This is a genomic window from Paraburkholderia sp. SIMBA_054 (genome assembly GCF_046534875.1).
GTDB classification, from domain to species: Bacteria; Pseudomonadota; Gammaproteobacteria; order Burkholderiales; family Burkholderiaceae; genus Paraburkholderia; species Paraburkholderia hospita.
Genome location: NZ_JAWRXV010001162.1, coordinates 1 through 256 on the forward strand (window position 1 = coordinate 1; position 256 = coordinate 256).

Sequence of the window (256 nt, forward strand, 5' to 3'; positions counted from 1 at the left end):
GTGTTATTTGATGAAGAGACGCAGCAAGGATGTTTTCGTTACACTGTACATGTCGAGCTGACCAGCGGAGATCGTGGTCTTATAGATGTAATGGCTTTATTTACTTTATTAGACGGCAGGATCATTCAATGTGACGAGCTGACTAGACCTCATGAGAAACATGAGACGCTTGAACAGCTTGGACACATCAGCTAAGGAATTTCTTCATTTCGGCCCTCTTGCTTCTATCACCTTGACTGATTCATGTATAATAGAG

The 256-nt window shown here is 42.2% G+C and carries 1 protein-coding gene; it reads left to right on the plus strand.

The annotated features are described in order from the left end of the window. Positions 1 to 195: hypothetical protein (locus SB822_RS58800; RefSeq protein ID WP_410859336.1), on the plus strand; the 195-nt coding region annotated here is incomplete at its 5' end. Positions 196 to 256 lie beyond the last annotated feature (61 nt).